This window comes from Clostridioides difficile ATCC 9689 = DSM 1296 (assembly GCF_001077535.1).
Taxonomy (GTDB): Bacteria; Bacillota; Clostridia; order Peptostreptococcales; family Peptostreptococcaceae; genus Clostridioides; species Clostridioides difficile.
This window is the reverse complement of the sequence record NZ_CP011968.1, coordinates 142,931-161,243: the sequence shown is the minus strand read 5'-3', so window position 1 is coordinate 161,243 and position 18,313 is coordinate 142,931. Positions and strand designations below refer to the sequence as shown.

Sequence of the window (18,313 nt, the reverse complement as noted above, 5' to 3'; positions counted from 1 at the left end):
TCATTCCACTTCAACAATATTAGGTTCTATATTTATTTTTTTAAATTGATATGTTGTTTCATATTTTATTTTATATTTACTATCTTCCTCAGGGCCTTGTGATAAATCAATATATAATGAAATATCTTTTTTATTTAACTTACTCAAATCCTCCGTTGACTCTACAACAACTTTTATATCTACATCAGAAATTACATTTGGATTATCCATATTTGTTGGGATATTTCTTAATTCAATATCTCCCGCATTATATAAAAATTCTGCACTCAATTGTTTTGTATCATTTAATTTAATTGTTATAGAGCTATCCTCAAGAGTTATACCCTCTGGAATTTCTAAGCTAACTTCTTTTTCTTCACCATTAGCCAAATCAGCTAAGTCAATAGGTTTTGTCTTAATATAACTTATTTTGTCTATATCTTCTTTCTTTCCTTTTATTGTAACTTGTTCCTTACTTAATTTATAGTTTTTCAGTACATCATTATCTTTATTATCATTTAGACTTACTCTTATTGGGACAATTTTTTCCTTCAATAGTTCTATCTTTGCAGTCACAAAGGATGAACTTAATGTTACTCCTTCAACCTTAGTTCCATCACTATTTAATGGTATTAATTGCAATTTTTTAGAAAAATCATCTGTCTCATTACCAACATCTAGATTAGCTCTTACACTTTTGACTTCTTTAACTAGAGTTCTTGGACCTGATACATCGACAAATTCCTTACTAAGTTCAATTTTATTTATATTTCTTTTTGAATTTCCACTTACTTCTACCTTTATATCTCTTTTTTCTTTTATGTTTTTTTCAAGATTTACTACTAAAACATCATGCTTAAATTCTAGAGTAACACCTTGAGGAATATTTGCTTTTAAATATACTTCCTTCTGTCCTTGTATTGGGTCTTCAATGGTTCCATATACATGTATATCTTCTTTTTTAACACTTTGTACCTTTGATAAACTACCTTTTATATATACATCTGCTGTTAATTTTTCGTCTGGATATATAACAAGATTTTTATCCTTTAAATCACTCATATTACTTATAGATACAGGTATATCTTCAAACCCTTTAGTTTCTTCAGGGTCAACTACAGCCATAACATACATCCATAATGCAATTGCACTTAAAAATGATATTATTTTTATTTTGGTATTATTTTTTAGTCTATTTATCATTTAAATATACCACCTTTGAAAAAACTTCTTGTTTCTGTATTTGTTTTTAAATTACTACGTAATATATTCATCATTCTTTCTCTAGAAATATCTCTATATAACTTACCTGCTTTAGCAATTGATACGCCACCTGTTTCCTCTGATACAATCAAAGTTATACAGTCAGACACCTCACTTACCCCTATTCCTGCTCTATGTCTAGTACCCAAATCTTTACTTAAATCCTTACTTTCTGTCAATGGCAAAAAACATGCAGCTGCTTTTACCTTAGAATCTCTAATTACAACAGCTCCATCGTGTAATGGTGTATTTGGTATAAATATATTTATTAATAGTTGCCTAGAAATTTCAGCATCAATAATAGTTCCTGTATTTATTATATCACTTATTCTAGTTTCTCTCTCCATTATGATAAGAGCTCCTATTTTTTGTCTAGAAAGTGAATATAAAGCTTCTACAATTTCTTCTATATTTCTATTGAGAGTTTCTTCAGAAGTATTTACATTCTTTCCAAATAAATTAAACTTTGCTCTTCCTATATGTTCAAGTCCTGCTCTAAATTCTGGTTGAAAAATTATAAGAGCAGCTATAACTCCATAATCTAAAGCTTTAAGAGATATCCAATAAACGGTATGCAATTTAAAGGTGTTACTAAGTTGAGTTGCTAATAAAAGAAATATTATACCTTTAAACACTTGTTCTGCTCTTGTATCTTTTATAAACATAAATATTTTGTAAAAAATATACGCTACTATAGATATGTCAATTAAATCATATATACTCATTCTTAATATTATATTAAAAAATCCATTTAAAAAAGAATTTATATCTAACACAGTTTTATCCTCCTGTTTGATAACTTCTTAATTATTTACACTAAGTATTATACTATATAAATCTAACTCTATACAAACTATTTAACTTTTATGTAAATAATTCTAGTTTTATATTTGGAGATTGTTAAATAATCTCTAAACACATTAAAAATATCAACTTAATAAATACAGATTTCTTATTAAAGTTAGTTTTTACTCAAATAACTCAAACCATCAAGGCGCGAATACAAAATAGTACTCGCGCCTTAATGCAGTTTTGTGTTCTAAAATATCTTAATATATCTTTGTTTAATATATATTAATTATTATAAATTCTATAATCCACTTATTAACTATAAACAAATACAAAATCTAAATATTACTTATCATCAATATTATTCCATTAGATTCATTTTTATATTAAAGTAATAACTTATTTCATATCTAGATTAGATAAATTTATTTTAATATCTTACTATAAACTATCATTAAAACTTATTATGTATAACTAGATATAATCTCCTACAGTGAAAATAATACACAATACCTAAAGTTATATATCCATTTCACAGTATAATAATTTATTTAGTATAACTTATAAATATTACATTAAATTGTAAATTCACTATAGTCTCTAATTTTTTATAATTTCTTATACTTATTGTTTAGACAAAAATATGCTCATGAATCTCTTTATAAATAACTTCATAAGTTATTTCAATATATAAATACCATAAAGTATACAATATAATGTATATAACTCTTACTAATTAGTTATATTTATTATATTTAACTGATGCCTTCATAAACATCTTGTAGACTATTATACATTACCCTCCGTATGTTTACAATATTAATGAATATACTGTAACTCTATTAGAATATACTGTAATTTTTACATAGTTTAAAGTTTATAAATAAAAAGACACAGGTAATATACATGTTTCCTGTGTCTTTTTAAACAATATAAAAGTTTACTATAATTTATAGTAAACTTTTCTTAATGAGCGCACAGGGATTCGAACCCCGGACACACGCCTTAGAAGGGCGTTGCTCTATCCAGCTGAGCTATGCACCCAAGTTATTATGGAGCGGGAAACGAGATTCGAACTCGCGACTTCAACCTTGGCAAGGTTGCGCTCTACCACTGAACTATTCCCGCTTATTTAATTTGGCGACCTGGAAGGGGCTCGAACCCTCGACCTCCAGCGTGACAGGCTGGCATTCTAACCAACTGAACTACCAGGCCGCGAATGGTGGGACCAACAGGGCTCGAACCTGTGACCCCCTGCTTGTAAGGCAGGTGCTCTCCCAGCTGAGCTATGGTCCCATTTTTGGAGCGGGTGAAGGGGATCGAACCCTCACAGCTGGCTTGGAAGGCCAGAACTCTACCATTGAGCTACACCCGCATATTTAATTGAATTGGTGACTCGTAGGGGAATTGAACCCCTGTTACCGCCGTGAAAGGGCGGTGTCTTAACCTCTTGACCAACGAGCCGTTTTAATGGTTGCGGAGGCAGGACTTGAACCTACGACCTTCGGGTTATGAGCCCGACGAGCTGCCAACTGCTCCACCCCGCGATATTGTTTTATAAGTGCCGAAGACCGGAATCGAACCGGTACGAGAGGTAAGTCCCGCAGGATTTTAAGTCCTGTGCGTCTGCCAGTTCCGCCACTTCGGCTTTTTTGGCTCCAAGGGTGGGGCTCGAACCCACAGCCTACCGGTTAACAGCCGGTTGCTCCACCGTTGAGCTACCTTGGAACATTTAACGTGGCTACGTCCTACTCTCCCAGGCAGTTTCCCACCAAGTACCATCAGCGCTAGAGAGCTTAACTTCTGTGTTCGGAATGGGAACAGGTGTATCCTCTCTGCTATTGTAACCACATAATCTTTATGCTTAATATTTCTATTAAGTTTTTAATAAGTTTATAGAACCTAGCAATACTAGTTTCTTTAGAGTTAGCACTCTAAAAACTACACATATATCTTAATGAATGAACATCAAATAATATTGGTCAAGTCCTCGACCTATTAGTATCGATAAGCTAAATACATTGCTGCACTTACACCTTCGACCTATCAACCAGATAGTCTTTCTGGGGTCTTACCCTTGCGGTGGGAAATCTTATCTTGAAGTTGGCTTCGCGCTTAGATGCTTTCAGCGCTTATCCATTCCGCACATAGCTACCCAGCCATGCCCTTGGCAGGACAACTGGTACACCAGAGGTACGTCCATCCCGGTCCTCTCGTACTAAGGACAGGTCTTCTCAAATTTCCTACGCCTGCGACGGATAGGGACCGAACTGTCTCACGACGTTCTGAACCCAGCTCGCGTACCACTTTAATGGGCGAACAGCCCAACCCTTGGGACCTACTACAGCCCCAGGATGTGATGAGCCGACATCGAGGTGCCAAACCTCCCCGTCGATGTGGACTCTTGGGGGAGATAAGCCTGTTATCCCCAGGGTAGCTTTTATCCGTTGAGCGATGGCCCTTCCACGCAGAACCACCGGATCACTAAGTCCGATTTTCATCCTTGCTCGACCTGTATGTCTTGCAATCAAGCTCTCTTTTGCCTTTACACTCTACGTACGATTTCCGACCGTACTGAGAGAACCTTTGAGCGCCTCCGTTACCTTTTGGGAGGCGACCGCCCCAGTCAAACTGCCCACCTGACAGTGTCCCAAGACCAGATTCATGGCCTATGGTTAGAGTCCCAGTACTACAAGGGTGGTATCCCAAGGATGGCTCCGCCAAAACTGGCGTCCTGGTTTCAAAGCCTCCCACCTATCCTGTACATGTAGTACCAAGACCCAATGTCAAGCTACAGTAAAGCTCCATGGGGTCTTTCCGTCCTGTCGCAGGTATCCGGCATCTTCACCGGAATTACAATTTCACCGAGTCTGTTGTTGAGACAGTGCCCAAATCGTTACGCCTTTCGTGCGGGTCGGAACTTACCCGACAAGGAATTTCGCTACCTTAGGACCGTTATAGTTACGGCCGCCGTTTACTGGGGCTTAAGTTCACTGCTTCGATTGCTCTAACAGATCCCCTTAACCTTCCAGCACCGGGCAGGCGTCAGCTCCTATACATCGTCTTGCGACTTAGCAGAAACCTATGTTTTTGGTAAACAGTCGCTTGGGCCTATTCTCTGCGGCCACCTGATGGTGGCACCCCTTATCCCTAAGTTACGGGGTCATTTTGCCGAGTTCCTTAACAACAGTTCTCTCGCTGGCCTTAGGATACTCTCCTCACCCACCTGTGTCGGTTTGCGGTACGGGTACCTTTAACCTCGATAGAGACTTTTCTTGACAGTGTGAAATCAGCTACTTCGCTACTAAATTTCGCTCCCCATCACATCCCAGCATTATCAAAGCGGATTTGCCTACTTTGACTGCCTCAATGCTTGGGCACACATAACCAACAGTGTGCTTAGCTTATCCTACTGTGTCATCCCTTCTCTCAAACGGTTATCGGTAGTACAGGAATATCAACCTGTTGTCCATCACCTACGCCTTTCGGCCTCAGCTTAGGTCCCGACTAACCCAGGGCGGACGAACCTTCCCCTGGAAACCTTGGGTTTACGGCCTGTGGGATTCTCACCCACATCTCGCTACTCATGCCAACATTCTCACTCCCATACTGTCCACATGTCCTTACGGTCATGCTTCAACCCGTATGGGAAGCTCCCCTACCCATCATTACTGATGCCGTAGCTTCGGTAGTAAGTTTTAGCCCCGGAAATCTTCGGCGCAGGATCACTCGACCAGTGAGCTATTACGCACTCTTTGAATGAGTGGCTGCTTCTAAGCCAACATCCTGGTTGTCTGTGCAATCCCACATCCTTTACCACTTAACTTACATTTAGGGACCTTAGCTGACGATCTGGGCTGTTGCCCTTTCGACTATGAATCTTATCACCCACAGTCTGACTCCCAAGTATAAGATGACGGCATTCGGAGTTTGATAGTCTTCGGTAGGTGCAATACCCCCTAGGACATTCAGTGCTCTACCTCCGTATCTCTCACCTTGAGGCTAGCCCTAAAGCTATTTCGGGGAGAACCAGCTATCTCCGGGCTCGATTGGAATTTCACCGCTACCCACAAGTCATCCCCGAGCTTTTCAACGCTCGTGGGTTCGGACCTCCACGAAATTTTACTTTCGCTTCATCCTGCTCATGGGTAGGTCGCCCGGTTTCGGGTCTACGTCAAGTAACTGAACGCTCAGTTAAAACTCGCTTTCGCTACGGCTCCGCACCTTAAGTGCTTAACCTTGCTACTTAACGTAACTCGTTGGCCCGTTCTACAAAAAGTACGCGGTCACACAAGAAATGTGCTTCCACAGCTTGTAAGTGCAGGGTTTCAGGTTCTATTTCACTCCCCTCCCGGGGTTCTTTTCACCTTTCCCTCACGGTACTATACGCTATCGGTCACTAGGTAGTATTTAGCCTTGGAGGGTGGTCCCTCCTGCTTCCCACAGGGTTTCACGTGTCCCGTGGTACTCTGGATCATATCTAAAGTCTTCTCGTTTAACATACAGGACTATTACCTTCTGTGGTGGGTCTTTCCAAACCTCTTCAATTACGATACCTCTTCGTTATGATATGTCCGCAACCCCAATAAAGAAAACTTTATTGGTTTGGGCTAATCCGCGTTCGCTCGCCGCTACTTACGGAATCGAATTTCTTTCTCTTCCTTCAGGTACTTAGATGTTTCAGTTCCCTGAGTTCCCCTCATTAAGCTATGTATTCACTTAATGATACTTAGACATTACTCTAAGTGAGTTTCCTCATTCGGAAATCTTCGGATCAAAGTTTACGTGCAACTCCCCGAAGCTTATCGCAGCTTATCACGTCCTTCATCGGCTCCTAGTGCCAAGGCATCCGCCCTGCACCCTTAATAACTTGACCAGTTAAAAAGGTTTGATAGATTAGAAGCTATCAACTTCGATAATTTTAAAAAGTTATCAGCTTTATATATTACAAATTAGATGTCATATCACTAAATATATATGCAGTTTTCAAAGTGCTAAAGCACGGCGCTAACGAATAAATTCCGTTGCTTAAAAGTGCTAATGCACCACGTCAACGAACAACCTTCGTATTCACTAAGATTATTCCGTTGCTTAAAGTGCTAACACACAAAGCTTGTATAAATTTAAGCTATAAGTGCATTGTAAGAGGCTACTAAGTAAATCAAAGATTTAAGTAATATACTCTTAAATGGTGGAGATGAGGAGAGTCGAACTCCTGACCCCTTGCTTGCAAGGCAAGTGCTCTCCCAACTGAGCTACACCCCCATATATAAAGTTCGTAAAGAACTTTCAAAATTAAACAGTAGGCAATTCTCCTTAGAAAGGAGGTGATCCAGCCGCACCTTCCGATACGGCTACCTTGTTACGACTTCACCCCAGTTATTGATTCCACCTTCGACGACTTCTTCCAAAAGGTTAGATAATCGGCTTCGGGCGTCTCCAACTCCCGTGGTGTGACGGGCGGTGTGTACAAGACCCGGGAACGCATTCACCGCAGCATTCTGATCTGCGATTACTAGTAACTCCAGCTTCATGTAGGCGAGTTTCAGCCTACAATCCGAACTGAGAGTAGCTTTAAGGGATTAGCTCCACCTTACGGCTTGGCAACCCTCTGTACTACCCATTGTAGCACGTGTGTAGCCCTAAGCATAAGGGGCATGATGATTTGACGTCATCCCCACCTTCCTCCAGGTTATCCCTGGCAGTCTCTCTAGAGTGCCCAACTTAATGATGGCAACTAAAGACAAGGGTTGCGCTCGTTGCGGGACTTAACCCAACATCTCACGACACGAGCTGACGACAACCATGCACCACCTGTCACCAATGTCCCCGAAGGGAACTCTCCGATTAAGGAGATGTCATTGGGATGTCAAGCTTAGGTAAGGTTCTTCGCGTTGCTTCGAATTAAACCACATGCTCCGCTACTTGTGCGGGTCCCCGTCAATTCCTTTGAGTTTCACTCTTGCGAGCGTACTTCCCAGGCGGAGTACTTAATGCGTTAGCTGCGGCACCGAGGGGGGTAACCCCCGACACCTAGTACTCATCGTTTACAGCGTGGACTACCAGGGTATCTAATCCTGTTTGCTCCCCACGCTTTCGTGCCTCAGCGTCAGTTACAGTCCAGAGAGCCGCCTTCGCAACTGGTGTTCCTCCTAATATCTACGCATTTCACCGCTACACTAGGAATTCCACTCTCCTCTCCTGCACTCAAGTCTCCCAGTTTCAAGAGCTTACTACGGTTGAGCCGTAGCCTTTCACTCCTGACTTGAAAGACCGCCTACGCACCCTTTACGCCCAGTAAATCCGGATAACGCTAGCCCCCTACGTATTACCGCGGCTGCTGGCACGTAGTTAGCCGGGGCTTCCTCCTCAAGTACCGTCATTATCTTCCTTGAGGACAGAGTTTTACGACCCGAAGGCCTTCATCACTCACGCGGCGTTGCTGCATCAGGCTTTCGCCCATTGTGCAATATTCCCCACTGCTGCCTCCCGTAGGAGTTTGGACCGTGTCTCAGTTCCAATGTGGCCGATCACCCTCTCAGGTCGGCTACTGATCGTCGCCTTGGTAAGCCGTTACCTTACCAACTAGCTAATCAGACGCGGGTCCATCCTGTACTAGCTCACCTTTGATATTCAAGAGATGCCTCTCAAATATATTATCCCGTATTAGCATACCTTTCGGTATGTTATCCGTGTGTACAGGGTAGGTTACCCACGCGTTACTCACCCGTCCGCCGCTCTTTACCGAAGTAAATCGCTCAACTTGCATGTGTTAGGCACGCCGCCAGCGTTCATCCTGAGCCAGGATCAAACTCTCAAATAAAAGTTTATCAGGCTCAGATACTATTGTTATCAAAATATCTGGCTTTATGGTTTGTTTCTTGTTTATAAATTAACCTACTGTTTAATTTTCAAAGTTCTTTAAATTATTGTGGTGGGCCATCAGGGACTCGAACCCCAGACCTACCGGTTATGAGCCGGGCGCTCTAACCAACTGAGCTAATGGCCCACAATAATTTGTGGTGCCGAAGACCGGAATCGAACCGGTACGAGAGGTAAGTCCCGCAGGATTTTAAGTCCTGTGCGTCTGCCAGTTCCGCCACTTCGGCACATCACCTGGCTATGTCCTACTCTCCCAGGCAGTTTCCCACCAAGTACCATCAGCGCTAGAGAGCTTAACTTCTGTGTTCGGAATGGGAACAGGTGTATCCTCTCTGCTATTATAACCAGATTATTGTCTAAATTTTCATTTAACTTTTTTTCTAAGACAAGTATTATAATAACATCTTTGTCTTATTGTGTCAATACTTTTTTTATTCGATTTTTTGCCTTATAAAACTATTAAAAATCCATAAGTTTTGACAAGTTTAAAAATATAGAGTTAGCACTCTAAAAACTGCACATATATCTTAATGAATGACATCAAATAATATTGGTCAAGTCCTCGACCTATTAGTATCGATAAGCTAAATACATTGCTGCACTTACACCTTCGACCTATCAACCAGATAGTCTTTCTGGGGTCTTACCCTTGCGGTGGGAAATCTTATCTTGAAGTTGGCTTCGCGCTTAGATGCTTTCAGCGCTTATCCATTCCGTACATAGCTACCCAGCCATGCCCTTGGCAGGACAACTGGTACACCAGAGGTACGTCCATCCCGGTCCTCTCGTACTAAGGACAGGTCTTCTCAAATTTCCTACGCCTGCGACGGATAGGGACCGAACTGTCTCACGACGTTCTGAACCCAGCTCGCGTACCACTTTAATGGGCGAACAGCCCAACCCTTGGGACCTACTACAGCCCCAGGATGTGATGAGCCGACATCGAGGTGCCAAACCTCCCCGTCGATGTGGACTCTTGGGGGAGATAAGCCTGTTATCCCCAGGGTAGCTTTTATCCGTTGAGCGATGGCCCTTCCACGCAGAACCACCGGATCACTAAGTCCGATTTTCATCCTTGCTCGACCTGTATGTCTTGCAATCAAGCTCTCTTTTGCCTTTACACTCTACGTACGATTTCCGACCGTACTGAGAGAACCTTTGAGCGCCTCCGTTACCTTTTGGGAGGCGACCGCCCCAGTCAAACTGCCCACCTGACAGTGTCCCAAGACCAGATTCATGGTCTATGGTTAGAGTCCCAGTACTACAAGGGTGGTATCCCAAGGATGGCTCCGCCAAAACTGGCGTCCTGGTTTCAAAGCCTCCCACCTATCCTGTACATGTAGTACCAAGACCCAATGTCAAGCTACAGTAAAGCTCCATGGGGTCTTTCCGTCCTGTCGCAGGTATCCGGCATCTTCACCGGAATTACAATTTCACCGAGTCTGTTGTTGAGACAGTGCCCAAATCGTTACGCCTTTCGTGCGGGTCGGAACTTACCCGACAAGGAATTTCGCTACCTTAGGACCGTTATAGTTACGGCCGCCGTTTACTGGGGCTTAAGTTCACTGCTTCGATTGCTCTAACAGATCCCCTTAACCTTCCAGCACCGGGCAGGCGTCAGCTCCTATACATCGTCTTGCGACTTAGCAGAAACCTATGTTTTTGGTAAACAGTCGCTTGGGCCTATTCTCTGCGGCCACCTGATGGTGGCACCCCTTATCCCTAAGTTACGGGGTCATTTTGCCGAGTTCCTTAACAACAGTTCTCTCGCTGGCCTTAGGATACTCTCCTCACCCACCTGTGTCGGTTTGCGGTACGGGTACCTTTAACCTCGATAGAGACTTTTCTTGACAGTGTGAAATCAGCTACTTCGCTACTAAATTTCGCTCCCCATCACATCCCAGCATTATCAAAGCGGATTTGCCTACTTTGACTGCCTCAATGCTTGGGCACACATAACCAACAGTGTGCTTAGCTTATCCTACTGTGTCATCCCTTCTCTCAAACGGTTATCGGTAGTACAGGAATATCAACCTGTTGTCCATCACCTACGCCTTTCGGCCTCAGCTTAGGTCCCGACTAACCCAGGGCGGACGAACCTTCCCCTGGAAACCTTGGGTTTACGGCCTGTGGGATTCTCACCCACATCTCGCTACTCATGCCAACATTCTCACTCCCATACTGTCCACATGTCCTTACGGTCATGCTTCAACCCGTATGGGAAGCTCCCCTACCCATCATTACTGATGCCGTAGCTTCGGTAGTAAGTTTTAGCCCCGGAAATCTTCGGCGCAGGATCACTCGACCAGTGAGCTATTACGCACTCTTTGAATGAGTGGCTGCTTCTAAGCCAACATCCTGGTTGTCTGTGCAATCCCACATCCTTTACCACTTAACTTACATTTAGGGACCTTAGCTGACGATCTGGGCTGTTGCCCTTTCGACTATGAATCTTATCACCCACAGTCTGACTCCCAAGTATAAGATGACGGCATTCGGAGTTTGATAGTCTTCGGTAGGTGCAATACCCCCTAGGACATTCAGTGCTCTACCTCCGTATCTCTCACCTTGAGGCTAGCCCTAAAGCTATTTCGGGGAGAACCAGCTATCTCCGGGCTCGATTGGAATTTCACCGCTACCCACAAGTCATCCCCGAGCTTTTCAACGCTCGTGGGTTCGGACCTCCACGAAATTTTACTTTCGCTTCATCCTGCTCATGGGTAGGTCGCCCGGTTTCGGGTCTACGTCAAGTAACTGAACGCTCAGTTAAAACTCGCTTTCGCTACGGCTCCGCACCTTAAGTGCTTAACCTTGCTACTTAACGTAACTCGTTGGCCCGTTCTACAAAAAGTACGCGGTCACACAAGAAATGTGCTTCCACAGCTTGTAAGTGCAGGGTTTCAGGTTCTATTTCACTCCCCTCCCGGGGTTCTTTTCACCTTTCCCTCACGGTACTATACGCTATCGGTCACTAGGTAGTATTTAGCCTTGGAGGGTGGTCCCTCCTGCTTCCCACAGGGTTTCACGTGTCCCGTGGTACTCTGGATCATATCTAAAGTCTTCTCGTTTAACATACAGGACTATTACCTTCTGTGGTGGGTCTTTCCAAACCTCTTCAATTACGATACCTCTTCGTTATGATATGTCCGCAACCCCAACAAAGAAAACTTTATTGGTTTGGGCTAATCCGCGTTCGCTCGCCGCTACTTACGGAATCGAATTTCTTTCTCTTCCTTCAGGTACTTAGATGTTTCAGTTCCCTGAGTTCCCCTCATTAAGCTATGTATTCACTTAATGATACTTAGACATTACTCTAAGTGAGTTTCCTCATTCGGAAATCTTCGGATCAAAGTTTACGTGCAACTCCCCGAAGCTTATCGCAGCTTATCACGTCCTTCATCGGCTCCTAGTGCCAAGGCATCCGCCCTGCACCCTTAATAACTTGACCAGTTAAAAAGGTTTGATAGATTAGAAGCTATCAACTTCGATAATTTTAAAAAGTTATCAGCTTTATATTACAAATTAGATGTCATATCACTAAATATATATGCAGTTTTCAAAGTGCTAAAGCACGGCACTAACGAATAAATTCCGTTACTTAAAGTGCTAACGCACAGCGCCAACAAACAAACTTCACATGCGTTCAGTTTATTCTGTCGCTTAAAGTGCTAACACACAAAGCTTGTATAAATTTAAGCTATAAGTGCATTGTAAGAGGCTACTAAGTAAATCAAAGATTTAAGTAATATACTCTTAAATGGTGGAGATGAGGAGAGTCGAACTCCTGACCCCTTGCTTGCAAGGCAAGTGCTCTCCCAACTGAGCTACACCCCCATATATAAAGTTCGTAAAGAACTTTCAAAATTAAACAGTAGGCAATTCTCCTTAGAAAGGAGGTGATCCAGCCGCACCTTCCGATACGGCTACCTTGTTACGACTTCACCCCAGTTATTGATTCCACCTTCGACGACTTCTTCCAAAAGGTTAGATAATCGGCTTCGGGCGTCTCCAACTCCCGTGGTGTGACGGGCGGTGTGTACAAGACCCGGGAACGCATTCACCGCAGCATTCTGATCTGCGATTACTAGTAACTCCAGCTTCATGTAGGCGAGTTTCAGCCTACAATCCGAACTGAGAGTAGCTTTAAGGGATTAGCTCCACCTTACGGCTTGGCAACCCTCTGTACTACCCATTGTAGCACGTGTGTAGCCCTAAGCATAAGGGGCATGATGATTTGACGTCATCCCCACCTTCCTCCAGGTTATCCCTGGCAGTCTCTCTAGAGTGCCCAACTTAATGATGGCAACTAAAGACAAGGGTTGCGCTCGTTGCGGGACTTAACCCAACATCTCACGACACGAGCTGACGACAACCATGCACCACCTGTCACCAATGTCCCCGAAGGGAACTCTCCGATTAAGGAGATGTCATTGGGATGTCAAGCTTAGGTAAGGTTCTTCGCGTTGCTTCGAATTAAACCACATGCTCCGCTACTTGTGCGGGTCCCCGTCAATTCCTTTGAGTTTCACTCTTGCGAGCGTACTTCCCAGGCGGAGTACTTAATGCGTTAGCTGCGGCACCGAGGGGGGTAACCCCCGACACCTAGTACTCATCGTTTACAGCGTGGACTACCAGGGTATCTAATCCTGTTTGCTCCCCACGCTTTCGTGCCTCAGCGTCAGTTACAGTCCAGAGAGCCGCCTTCGCAACTGGTGTTCCTCCTAATATCTACGCATTTCACCGCTACACTAGGAATTCCACTCTCCTCTCCTGCACTCAAGTCTCCCAGTTTCAAGAGCTTACTACGGTTGAGCCGTAGCCTTTCACTCCTGACTTGAAAGACCGCCTACGCACCCTTTACGCCCAGTAAATCCGGATAACGCTAGCCCCCTACGTATTACCGCGGCTGCTGGCACGTAGTTAGCCGGGGCTTCCTCCTCAAGTACCGTCATTATCTTCCTTGAGGACAGAGTTTTACGACCCGAAGGCCTTCATCACTCACGCGGCGTTGCTGCATCAGGCTTTCGCCCATTGTGCAATATTCCCCACTGCTGCCTCCCGTAGGAGTTTGGACCGTGTCTCAGTTCCAATGTGGCCGATCACCCTCTCAGGTCGGCTACTGATCGTCGCCTTGGTAAGCCGTTACCTTACCAACTAGCTAATCAGACGCGGGTCCATCCTGTACCGGCTCACCTTTGATATTCAAGAGATGCCTCTCAAATATATTATCCCGTATTAGCATACCTTTCGGTATGTTATCCGTGTGTACAGGGTAGGTTACCCACGCGTTACTCACCCGTCCGCCGCTCTTTACCGAAGTAAATCGCTCAACTTGCATGTGTTAGGCACGCCGCCAGCGTTCATCCTGAGCCAGGATCAAACTCTCAAATAAAAGTTCATCAGGCTCAGATACTATTGTTATCAAAATATCTGGCTTTATGGTTTGTTTCTTGTTTTATAAATTAACCTACTGTTTAATTTTCAAAGTTCTTTGTGCTTTATTTGTTTGCCCTTTTCTTGAGGACAAGTATTACTATACCAACTTTTTCTTTTAGAGTCAACAACTTTTTTAACTTTTTTTGTTTTTAAATACTGCAATTATTCATACATTTATAATATTATCCACATTATAAACAGTTGATTCATATTGCTTTAACTTATTACATTAAATATTATCCACATTATAAACATATTTATCCACAAATTACAAAATTTAATATTTTTTTACAAAGATAGATATTACATAATTATTTCTTATGTATCTAACCTATACTTATACATGAATTTAACACTTATGTGTTTAGTTAAAACACTTTTTTAAATCTTTTTCATTTTTTAGACTACTTGACCACTTAATATTCACACACAATATTAGATTAATAAACTTTATAAATTATTTATCAGTATCTTATAACTTATCTAGATATTTATATTGTAACAATTAAGAATTTCTATAAATTAATTGTTTCTTGGCATAAGAATCTATTAAATAATGTATCGATACTATATCATTCGTAATCCACATAAAACACCTATAAACTATAAAAAACTTAATTTCAAATATACAATGAGTCTTTTGGTTTAATTGTTACATTATACAAGCTTGAAATATTATATGAAAATAAACAGGATTAAATATATGCATATATTTAATCCTGTTTATTTATATTTTATTCTGCTATAGATAAATCATCCTTCATATATTGCTCAACCAAAAACACTTTTTTATATTTCAAACTTTTTTGAACATCAATTATCCTTTGATTTGATGACCCTCTAAACTTTAAGCTTATATCTTTTTTTTCAGCTATAAATTTTCCATCCACTAAAATATCAATTTGCTTTAGTAAATTTAAATTTTTAAAATACGCTCTATTTTTTTTATCTAACAGTTGTTCAAACGTAAATCCAGTATATGACCATACATCTAACCCATTTATTTTAGCTTCTCTTGCTATTTCTTCTAATGGTTCTGGTTGTAAAAATGGTTCTCCTCCTGATAGCGTAATGCCTTTTTGTAATTTCAATGATTTGACTTTATTTATAATTTCTTCTGTATCCATATAAAATCCTCCACATAAATCATGTGTCTGAGGATTATGGCACTCTTTACAATTATGAATACATCCTTGAGTCCATATTACCATTCTTAATCCTGGTCCATCAACTATGCTGTCATAACTTATAGTAGATGACATTCTTATTTTCATAACTTATTCCCCCAAATAAAACTATCTATGTTTTACTCTATCTCTTACTTCTGCTTTTTTAGCATTATTAAATCTATCAACTGTACCAACTAAGTATCCTGTTATTCTTCTTATTCTTTCGAATTTGATGTCACTTTCATCTTCATTTCTTCCACATACAGGGCATATATTACTTGTTATTACACCTGAAAAACCGCATATTGGGTCTCTATCTACAGGATGATTTATACTTCCATATCCTATACCCAAATCTTTCATAGCTTTTATAACAGTTTCAAAAGCTTCTAAATTATCAGATGGATCTCCATCTAACTCTACATATGTTATATGACCTGCATTAGTCAATTCATGGTATGGAGCTTCTATCTCAATTTTATCATATGCACTTATATTGTAATAAACTGGTACATGGAATGAATTAGTATAATATTCTTTATCTGTGATACCTTTAATTTCTCCATAAACTTTTTTATCTATTTTAGTAAACCTACCTGAAAGACCTTCTGCTGGAGTACCCATTAAGGAGAAATTTAATTTATATTTGTCCGTTGCTTCATCCATTTTATGTCTCATATGTGACACTATTTTTAATCCTAATTCTTGAGCTTCTTTACTTTCTCCATGATGTTTACCTATAAGAGCAATAAGGCACTCTGCTAAACCTATAAATCCAATTGTCAATGTTCCTTGTTTTATTACTTCTTTTAGTGTATCTTCTGGTCCTAAATTATCAGAACCTTTCCATACACCTTGCCCCATTAAGAATGGAAAATTCTTCATCTTTTTATTTCCTTGAACCTCAAGGCGCTCCAATAATTGTTCTATAATTAAGTTTATCTTCTCATCTAATTCTTCAAAGAAACCATCTAAATTAGCCTTTTCATTATTTATAATACCATGTTTTATACCCAATCTTGGTAAATTTACTGTAGTAAAAGATATGTTTCCTCTACCACTAACTGTTTCTGAACCACACACATTACTAAGTACTCTTGTTCTACAACCCATATATGTAGCCTCTGTATCTGGTTCACCTTTTTTATAATATTTTGCATTAAAAGGCGCATCTAAAAAGCTAAAATTAGGGAATAGTCTTTTAGCTGATACTCTGCATGATAATTTAAATAAATCATAATTAGGGTCTTCAGGATTTAAATTTATGCCTTCTTTGACCTTAAATATTAAAATTGGAAAAATTGGTGTCTCTCCATTACCTAAACCTCTTTCTTGAGATAATAGAAGATTCTTAGTTACCATTCTTCCTTCTTCAGAAGTATCTGTTCCGAAGTTTACACTTGAAAATGGTACCTGTGCACCTGCTCTAGAGTGCATTGTGTTTAGATTGTGTATAAATGCTTCCATAGATTGATATGTTTTTTTATCAGTTTCTCTATACGATTCTTCAAATGCAAAGTTTTGCATCTTATTTACAAGTTCATCATCTATATCAAAAGTCTGTATTAATTTCTCTTTTTCTAAGTTTAGATACAATTCATCTCTCTTAAGACCAACTTTTTGATTTGTTTCTTTCTCTGTATTATATACTATGTTCTTTATCACATCATTATTTTCAATTCCTTTAAATAACTTCAATGCTTTAGCTAAATTTCCTATGTAGAATTTCTTAAATGTCTTATATACACCTTCAGCCAATCCATAATCGAAAAATGGTATACTTTGACCTCCATGTTGATCGTTTTGATTGCTTTGTATAGCAATTGCAGCTAATGCACCATAACTTATTATATCTTGTGGCTCTCTTAAAAAGCCATGTCCTGTTGAAAATCCACCATTGAATAGTTTTTTAACATCTATTTGACAACAAGTTAATGTTCCCATATTTAAAAAATCCATATCATGTATGTGTATATCTCCATTATCATGAGCAAAAGAATGCTCTGGTTTTAATATATGTGTTTTACAAAATTCTTTAGATACAGTGCTTCCATATTGTAACATAGTTCCCATTGCTGTATTACCATTAATATTTGCATTTTCTCTTTTTATATCAGCATCTTCTGCATCTTCAAAGGTAATTTCCTCTATTGCCTTCATCAACCTTGTTTTTGAATTTCTTATTCTACTTCTTTCAGTTCTGTATATTATATATTCTTCACTAGTTTTTGCATGGCCAGTTTCTATAAGAACCTTAACTACAGAATCTTGTATATCTTCAACACTTGGAACTGATTCTGAGTATTTATGATTTAAAAACTTTATTACTTCTTGAGTTAATTGCTCAGATAATTTATAATCAGGTACTATTCCTTCTCTTTCTGCAACATTCGTTGCTGCTAAAAATATAGCTCTTGTTATTCTATCTTCATTAAATGGAATTACTCTTCCATCTCTTTTTTTTACGAATTCAACCAATTAAAAAAACCTCCTGTTACTATATATTGTATTTTATTAATCCCCATACCACTATATGTAGTATGTTAAGTCTAAAAAAATCCCCTTCAACTAAGTTAAAGGGATTATCTTAATAATTGCTATATTAAGATTACCAAATTTGTACATAATAGTCAAACTTGCGCAAATCATTGCAAATACTATGTGGATATTTTGAACAGCAGCGTTTCTAACAACTTTGAAAGTTAAAATTTTTTTCTCTTTTTTTTACACTAATTTTAGGCAAAAAGTGTAGGCTATTATATATATTAATGTATATATCTACAAATTTCCTTATG

4 protein-coding genes, 13 tRNA genes and 6 rRNA genes are annotated in these 18,313 nt (G+C 40.2%); all 23 read right to left on the bottom strand.

The genetic code is table 11. The features are described 5' to 3' along the window. A complete protein-coding gene (locus tag CDIF1296T_RS01100) occupies positions 1–1,182 on the bottom strand; it encodes a CdaR family protein (RefSeq protein WP_003432439.1) in 1,182 nt (393 codons plus the stop codon). Beyond that, positions 1,179–2,018 (bottom strand): diadenylate cyclase CdaA, encoded by an 840-nt coding sequence (gene cdaA / locus CDIF1296T_RS01095; protein ID WP_003420697.1) that lies wholly within the window; start codon positions 2,016–2,018, stop codon positions 1,179–1,181. The genes CDIF1296T_RS01100 and cdaA overlap by 4 nt, the downstream gene beginning before the upstream one ends. A 983-nt stretch (positions 2,019–3,001) precedes the next feature. Then, a tRNA-Arg gene (locus CDIF1296T_RS01090) sits at positions 3,002–3,075 on the bottom strand. A 9-nt stretch (positions 3,076–3,084) separates the two neighbouring features. Further along, positions 3,085–3,159: transfer RNA gene (locus tag CDIF1296T_RS01085), tRNA-Gly, on the bottom strand. A gap of 10 nt (positions 3,160–3,169) precedes the next feature. Beyond that, positions 3,170–3,246: transfer RNA gene (locus tag CDIF1296T_RS01080), tRNA-Asp, on the bottom strand. A 5-nt stretch (positions 3,247–3,251) separates the two neighbouring features. Continuing rightward, positions 3,252–3,327, bottom strand: a tRNA-Val gene (locus tag CDIF1296T_RS01075). 5 nt (positions 3,328–3,332) lie between these two features. After that, positions 3,333–3,406: transfer RNA gene (locus tag CDIF1296T_RS01070), tRNA-Gly, on the bottom strand. A gap of 14 nt (positions 3,407–3,420) precedes the next feature. Next, positions 3,421–3,495 (bottom strand) — tRNA-Glu (locus CDIF1296T_RS01065). Positions 3,496–3,502: 7 nt separating this feature from the next. Continuing rightward, positions 3,503–3,578, bottom strand: a tRNA-Met gene (locus CDIF1296T_RS01060). Between the two features lie 15 nt (positions 3,579–3,593). Then, positions 3,594–3,679, bottom strand: a tRNA-Leu gene (locus CDIF1296T_RS01055). 5 nt (positions 3,680–3,684) lie between these two features. Further along, a tRNA-Asn gene (locus CDIF1296T_RS01050) sits at positions 3,685–3,759 on the bottom strand. Positions 3,760–3,766: 7 nt separating this feature from the next. Next, positions 3,767–3,883, bottom strand: a 5S ribosomal RNA gene (rrf, locus tag CDIF1296T_RS01045). 126 nt (positions 3,884–4,009) lie between these two features. Then, a 23S ribosomal RNA gene (locus CDIF1296T_RS01040) occupies positions 4,010–6,907 on the bottom strand. Between the two features lie 313 nt (positions 6,908–7,220). Next, positions 7,221–7,296, bottom strand: a tRNA-Ala gene (locus tag CDIF1296T_RS01035). Positions 7,297–7,351: 55 nt separating this feature from the next. Beyond that, positions 7,352–8,854: ribosomal RNA gene (locus tag CDIF1296T_RS01030) — 16S ribosomal RNA — on the bottom strand. Positions 8,855–8,963: 109 nt separating this feature from the next. Beyond that, positions 8,964–9,040 (bottom strand) — tRNA-Ile (locus tag CDIF1296T_RS01025). An 11-nt stretch (positions 9,041–9,051) separates the two neighbouring features. Next, positions 9,052–9,140: transfer RNA gene (locus tag CDIF1296T_RS01020), tRNA-Leu, on the bottom strand. Positions 9,141–9,145: 5 nt separating this feature from the next. Then, a 5S ribosomal RNA gene (gene rrf, locus CDIF1296T_RS01015) occupies positions 9,146–9,262 on the bottom strand. 201 nt (positions 9,263–9,463) lie between these two features. Continuing rightward, positions 9,464–12,361 (bottom strand): 23S ribosomal RNA (locus CDIF1296T_RS01010). A 310-nt stretch (positions 12,362–12,671) separates the two neighbouring features. After that, positions 12,672–12,747, bottom strand: a tRNA-Ala gene (locus CDIF1296T_RS01005). Positions 12,748–12,802: 55 nt separating this feature from the next. Then, positions 12,803–14,305: ribosomal RNA gene (locus CDIF1296T_RS01000) — 16S ribosomal RNA — on the bottom strand. The 16S, 23S and 5S rRNA genes sit together here with 13 tRNA genes alongside, the layout of an rRNA operon. Before the next feature lie 778 nt (positions 14,306–15,083). Then, positions 15,084–15,623 (bottom strand): anaerobic ribonucleoside-triphosphate reductase activating protein, encoded by a 540-nt coding sequence (nrdG, locus tag CDIF1296T_RS00995; RefSeq protein WP_003432598.1) that lies wholly within the window; start codon positions 15,621–15,623, stop codon positions 15,084–15,086. Positions 15,624–15,644: 21 nt separating this feature from the next. Further along, a complete protein-coding gene (locus CDIF1296T_RS00990; protein ID WP_003432599.1) occupies positions 15,645–17,996 on the bottom strand; it encodes an anaerobic ribonucleoside triphosphate reductase in 2,352 nt (783 codons plus the stop codon). Between the last annotated feature and the right edge of the window lie 317 nt (positions 17,997–18,313).